Origin of the sequence: Azospirillum formosense (assembly GCF_013340925.1) — a bacterium.
Classification (GTDB): Bacteria; Pseudomonadota; Alphaproteobacteria; order Azospirillales; family Azospirillaceae; genus Azospirillum; species Azospirillum formosense.
The window spans coordinates 1-5848 of record NZ_WHOR01000323.1; the positions used below are offsets into that span (position 1 = coordinate 1).

A 5848-nucleotide genomic window follows, 5' to 3' on the forward strand; every position below is an offset into this window, starting at 1 on the left:
CCTCCCCGCCGTCAGCCCGCAGCCCCGCAGCCCTGCAGCCCATGCCTCTTCGTTACCTCGACGCCCTGGCAACCGAATCGGCGGGAATGGTGCGCCTTCTGCGCATCCTCCTGGTGGCATCCGTCCTGCTTCCCACGCTGCTGTTCACGGCCATCGCCTGGCGCGACTTTCACGACGAGGAAGCGCAGGCCGAGCGCAACATCCGCAAGACCGTGCTGATCCTGCACGAGCACATGCAGAAGGTTTTCGACACGGTCGAACAGGTCCTGGACCGGTTGGACGAGCGGACCGCCGGCATGAGCTGGGACGAGATCGGCCGTTCCGATGATCTGCATGGCTATCTGAGGACTCTGGTCGAAGAGGTCCCACAGATCGGCGTCGTCGGGCTGGTCGATCCCAACGGCGCGCTGCGCAACGACAACCGCCTGTTCCCGGCCCCGTTGGTCAACGTCGGCGACCGGGAGTATTTCCGCACCCAGGCGGCCAGCGACGCCGGCATCCTTGTCAGCGAGGCAATCACCGGGCGCGGATCGGGCAAGCGGCAGTTCAACGTCACGCGCCGCCGCGCCGCCACGGGCGGCCCGGAAGGACCGTTCAACGGCGTGCTGCTGACCGCGGTGCTGACCGACTATCTGGCCGATTTCTATCAACTCGTCGTCGCCGGTCCGAAGGAGGCGATCTCCCTCGTCCGCCACGACGGCTCGGTTCTGGTCCGTTTCCCTTCGATGGGCGATCGCCAGGCCCGTCATGCCGCGGACAGCTTCCTGCTCGGCGCCATGGCGGCCGGGAAGACCGAAGGCGTATTCCGCACACGGGGCCGCCTCGACGGCGTGGCGAGACTCAACGGCTTCATGCAGGTCACGCCCTACCCGATCTACGTCACCTACGGCATCCCGATCGCCGAGATCCGGGCCGGCTGGGCGCACAACGTCCTGACATACGCCGCTTTCACCGTGCCGGCGATGCTGGCTCTGATCGGCATCACCCTGTTGGCGCTTCGCCGCGCGCAGAGCGAGATGCGCGCCGTCCGCCGCTGGACCGAGGAGGCCCGCGCCCGCGAGTCGCTGGAGAGCGCGCTGCGCCAGTCGCAGAAGCTGGAGGCGCTGGGCCAGCTGACCGGGGGCGTGGCCCACGACTTCAACAACCTGCTGACCGCCGCCCTGGCCAACCTGCATCTGATGGAACGGCATCTGCCGGCGGAGGGCACGCGCTATCTGGACGGCACCCGCACCGCGCTGGAACGCGCCCGGACGCTGACCGGGCAATTGCTGGCCTTCTCGCGCCAGGAGGCGGTGGACCCCAAGGTGATCGATCTGGGGGATGCCCTGCGCGCCATGGCCGATCTGCTGGAACGCTCCATCCGCGCCGACATCGCGCTGGATTGGGCGCTTCCCGCCGCTCCGCTGCCGGTTGAGGTCGACCCGGTCCAACTGGAGCTGGCGGTGCTCAATCTCGTGGTGAACGCCCGCGACGCGATGCCGGCGGGCGGACGAATCCGCATCGCCGCCCGACCGGAGGAAACGCCCGACGGCCCGCTGGCCGTTCTGGAGATCACCGACACCGGCGGCGGCATGCCGCCGGAGGTCGCCGCCCGCGCCTTCGAACCCTTCTTCACCACCAAGCCGCACGGCAAGGGGACGGGCCTGGGGCTGTCGATGGTCTACGGCTTCGCCCGGCAGTCGGGCGGCAACGCCACCATCTCCAGCGCGCCGCGCCGCGGAACGGTCGTCCGCATCACCCTGCCGGTGTCCGGGCGGGTGCCGGAGCCGGAAGCCGTGCCCGACGCGGCGGAGACGGCCCCGGCCGGCCCGGTGCGCCTGCTGGTGGTCGAGGACAACGCATTGGTCCTGATGGCCACCGTGGAGGGGCTGACCCAGGAGGGCTTCGAGGTGGCGACCGCCGATCACGGCGCCGCCGCGCTGGAGATCCTGGAGCAGGACAACGCCTTCGACGTGATCGTGACGGACGTGGTGATGCCCTACGGCGTGTCGGGAATCGATCTGGCGCGGCGGGTCCAGGAGCGCTGGCCCGGCATCCGGGTTCTGCTGATTTCCGGCTACAGCCCCGAATCGCTGACTGGCCTGCGGGCCGATGCCGCGGTCCTGCCCAAGCCCTTCACCCCGGACCAGCTCGCCGCCCGCGTCCGCGCCCTGCTCCGCACCGCGAGGGCCGTCTGACCGGGGCTGTTCTGAGCGGACGGAAGGGTCAGAGCAGAACGCTGATGAACATCGGCGCCCACAGCACCGCCGACCAGACCAGCCCCAGGAAGATGCCGTGGGTGAGGTCGGTGAAGGTCGGTTCGGACAGGGAATGCATGCGCCAGAACGCTTCGCGGTCGTTCATGCCCTGACGCTGCCCCTGACGCTGCGGGGTGTGGTTCTGAGCGTCCTTCATGACCATTTCCTTGCTGGGGCCAAAAGGAGGGAACCGGCGAAGGGCGCCGCGGTTCCGCACCGCGACGGGAACAATGGTGGGACAGGATGGGGCATGCCGAAAAGAGAAAGGCCTCCCTGTCCTTTCGGACGGGAGGCCTTCCGGTCGGATGGGATGAGCCGCTTACTTGGTGCGGATCATCGGGGTGAGCTGGTCGCCCCAGTTGCCCGTCGCGTTGTGATAGCGGGCCGTGCGCATCAGCTCGACCGTCACGCCGGCTTCCACGGCCTTGACGACGGCGTCGTTCAGGCGGTGCAGGCTGTTGGCGAGGACGCGGATGGCGCTTTCCTGCTCGTCCGTGAGGTTCGAACGCTCGTCCGGCGGCGCATCCTGGAAACCCGACTGATTCGTCATGCGGCTATCCTTCCCTTGTTCTCCGGCCCGGGTCTTGCGGCCCCGGCTCTGCCCTGGTTCACCGGCGCCGTTGCGCCGGCATGGCCGGGTGCTGCGCTGCAAACCCGGCATTTACGTCTTAACACATCACGCGCCGGTAGCAAGGGCGCGGCAAGACAACCTCGTTCGAAAGAGTCATGCCTCCCGCGGCAGAGTGCCGCTGCCTGGGGATGCCGGATGGGGGAACGGCTGCGGCGCTCTTCAATCGCGCGGCACTCGGCGCACGGCGTTTGATCGGGACGCGCGGCGGGCCTAGCTTGGCGGCACAAGGGCACACGCCGACAAAAACGATCCGCAGCCGATACAGCAACGAAAGACAGGACCATGGCCGACACCGCGACCGATTCCCGCTCCGTCGCCTTTCTGGGGCTTGGCACGATGGGCTTTCCCATGGCCGGCCATCTGGCCGTCCGAGGCGGCCACCGGGTGACCGTCTTCAACCGCACCGCCGCCAAGGCCGAGGCCTGGACCGCCCGCTTCGGCGGGGCCAGCGCCGCCACCCCGGCCGAGGCCGCCCGCGACGCCGAGGTGGTCTTCCTCTGCGTCGGCGGCGACGACGACGTCCGGGCGGTGGCCGGCGCGGCGATGGGCGCCATGAAGCCCGGCACCATCGTCGCCGACCATTCCACGGTGTCCGCCACCGTCTCGCGCGAGATGGCCGAGCTGGCCCGCGCGCGCGGCCTGTTCTTCCTCGACGCGCCGGTGTCCGGCGGGCAGGCCGGGGCGGAGAACGGGGTGCTGACCGTGATGGTGGGCGGCGAAGCCGACGCCTTCGCCCGCGCCCAGCCGCTGATGGCCTGCTACGGCCGCTCCGTCACCCACATGGGCCCGGCGGGCGCCGGCCAGCTGACCAAGATGGTCAACCAGATCTGCATCGCCGGGCTGCTGCAGGGTCTGGCCGAGGGCATGGCCTTCGCGCAGAAGGCCGGGCTGGACGGCCACAAGGTCGTGGACGTGATCGGAAAGGGGGCGGCCCAGTCCTGGCAGATGGACAACCGCGCCAAGACGATGCTGGACGGCAAGTTCGACTTCGGCTTCGCCGTGGACTGGATGCGCAAGGACCTTGGCATCGTCCTGGGCGAGGCGCGCAACAACGGCGCCAGCCTGTCCGTCACCGCCCTGGTCGACCAGTTCTACGCCGAGGTCCAGGCGATGGGCGGCAACCGGCTGGACACCTCCAGCCTGATGACGCGCATGACGCGCTGAGAGAAAGGAGATGGGGAGCGCCGCGGCGCTCCCCTTTCCCTGTCTTCAGATGCGGACGACCTTGCCGGGGTTCATCCGGTTCTCCGGGTCGAAGGCGCGCTTCAGCTCGCCCATCACGGCGAAGGCGTCGCCGGCCTCCTTCTCCAGGAATTCCATCTTGCCGTAGCCGATGCCGTGTTCGCCGGTGCAGGTGCCGCCCATGGCGAGCGCCCGGTCGACCATGCGGTCGTTCAGGCGCTTGGCCTCGGCCATCTCCTCCGGCTTGTCGGGGTCGATGACGTAGACGAGGTGGAAGTTGCCGTCGCCGACATGGCCGACCAGCGGGGCCAGCATCGAGGATTCGGCGATGTCCTTCTTGGTCTCCAGGATGCAGTCGGCCAGCCGCGAGATCGGCACGCAGACGTCGGTCGGCCAGCCCTTGGAGCCGGGGCGCAGCGCCAGCGCCGCGTAATAGCCGTCGTGGCGGGCCTGCCAGAGCTTGGAGCGGTCCTCCGGACGGGTCGCCCAGGTGAATTCGCTGCCGCCGAACTCCGCGGCGATGGCCGCGACCATCTCCGCCTGCTCCTTCACGCCGGCGGCGGTGCCGTGGAACTCGAAGAACAGGGTCGGGGCGACCGTGTAGTCCAGCTTGGAATACTTGTTCACCGCGTCCATCTGGACCTCGTCCAGCAGCTCGATGCGGGCGACGGGAATGCCGGACTGGATGGTCTGGATCACCGTGTCCACGGCGCCGCGGATGTCGTTGAACGGGCAGACCGCCGCTGAGATCGCCTCCGGAATGCCGTAGAGGCGCAGCGTCACCTCGGTGATGATGCCGAGCGTGCCTTCCGCCCCGACGAACAGGCGGGTCAGGTCATAGCCGGCGGCCGACTTGCGGGCGCGCCCGCCGGTCTTGATGATCCGGCCGTCGGCCAGCACCACGGTCAGCCCCAGCACATTCTCGCGCATGGTGCCGTAGCGCACGGCGTTGGTGCCGCTGGCGCGGGTCGAGGCCATGCCGCCCAGCGAGGCGTCGGCGCCGGGATCGATGGGGAAGAACAGGCCGGTGTCGCGCAGATGCTCGTTCAACTGCTTGCGGGTCACGCCGGCCTGGACGGTGACGTCGAGGTCCTCCGGGCTGACGCGCAGGACCTCCTTCATGGTCGACACGTCGATGCAGATGCCGCCGGCCAGCGCCGCGACGCCGCCCTCCAGCGAGGTGCCGGTGCCGAAGGGGATGATCGGCAGCTTGTGCTTGGCGCAGAGCTTGACGACGGCGCTGACCTCCTCGGTGGAGGCGGCGAAGGCGACGCCGTCGGGCGGGAAGTTGGGGTGGTAGGACTCGTCCTTGCCGTGATGCTCGCGCACCGCCGCGGCGGTGGTGAAGCGGTCCCCAAGCAGGGCCTTGAACTCGGCCTTCATCTCGTCGGTGAAGGCGACGCGAGGCTGGGCGGCGGGTACGGCGGTCATGGACGAATCTCCCCGGGGGTCCTTTTGGCACGATGCCGTGCGGTGGTAGGACCGGAGAAGCTAAGCCCCGCCGCCCGCGCAGACAAGCGACTCGCGCGCATGGGTGGGGGGCTTGCGCTTAAGTCCCTCTCCCGCCCCGGGAGAGGGTGGCGCCGAAGGCGCCGGGTGAGGGTCGCGCAAGGATCAAGACACCAATGCTTGGCATTATCCTCCCCCCTTCCACGCCCGCGGCGCCGGCCCCTTCCCCCCCCCCGGGCGGGGGAGGGGTTACCCCCCTCCCCCCCCCCCCCTACCCCCGCCCCCCCCGCGTTCGGCCGCCCACCCCGCCCCCCCCCCCCTCGCCGCCCTGTCCCCTGGGCCGCGGTCC

Annotated in this window: 5 protein-coding genes; 2 read left to right on the top strand and 3 right to left on the bottom strand. The window is 69.7% G+C overall.

Going from position 1 to position 5848, the window contains the following annotated elements; genetic code table 11:
* Nucleotides 1–41 precede the first annotated feature (41 nt).
* Nucleotides 42–2177, top strand: a complete 2136-nt coding sequence (locus GBZ26_RS26195; protein WP_174441349.1) for a hybrid sensor histidine kinase/response regulator — start codon at nt 42–44, stop codon at nt 2175–2177.
* Nucleotides 2178–2205: 28 nt separating this feature from the next.
* Here GBZ26_RS26195 and GBZ26_RS26200 read toward each other — a convergent pair whose 3' ends face one another.
* Nucleotides 2206–2394: a hypothetical protein gene (locus GBZ26_RS26200; RefSeq protein ID WP_174441350.1), complete on the bottom strand. Its 189-nt coding sequence runs from the start codon at nt 2392–2394 to the stop codon at nt 2206–2208.
* A gap of 162 nt (nt 2395–2556) precedes the next feature.
* The gene (locus GBZ26_RS26205; RefSeq protein ID WP_014241201.1) at nt 2557–2787 is read right to left on the bottom strand and encodes an SMc00767 family acetate metabolism repressor; all 231 of its coding nucleotides are present in this window, start codon (nt 2785–2787) and stop codon (nt 2557–2559) included.
* A 363-nt stretch (nt 2788–3150) separates the two neighbouring features.
* On the opposite strand from GBZ26_RS26205, the gene GBZ26_RS26210 reads away from it, so the two are divergent.
* Nucleotides 3151–4032: an NAD(P)-dependent oxidoreductase gene (locus GBZ26_RS26210; protein WP_174441351.1), complete on the top strand. Its 882-nt coding sequence runs from the start codon at nt 3151–3153 to the stop codon at nt 4030–4032.
* 45 nt (nt 4033–4077) lie between these two features.
* Here the strand turns inward: GBZ26_RS26210 and GBZ26_RS26215 are convergent, their stop codons facing one another.
* A complete protein-coding gene (locus GBZ26_RS26215) occupies nt 4078–5481 on the bottom strand; it encodes an FAD-linked oxidase C-terminal domain-containing protein (protein WP_174441352.1) in 1404 nt (467 codons plus the stop codon).
* Between the last annotated feature and the right edge of the window lie 367 nt (nt 5482–5848).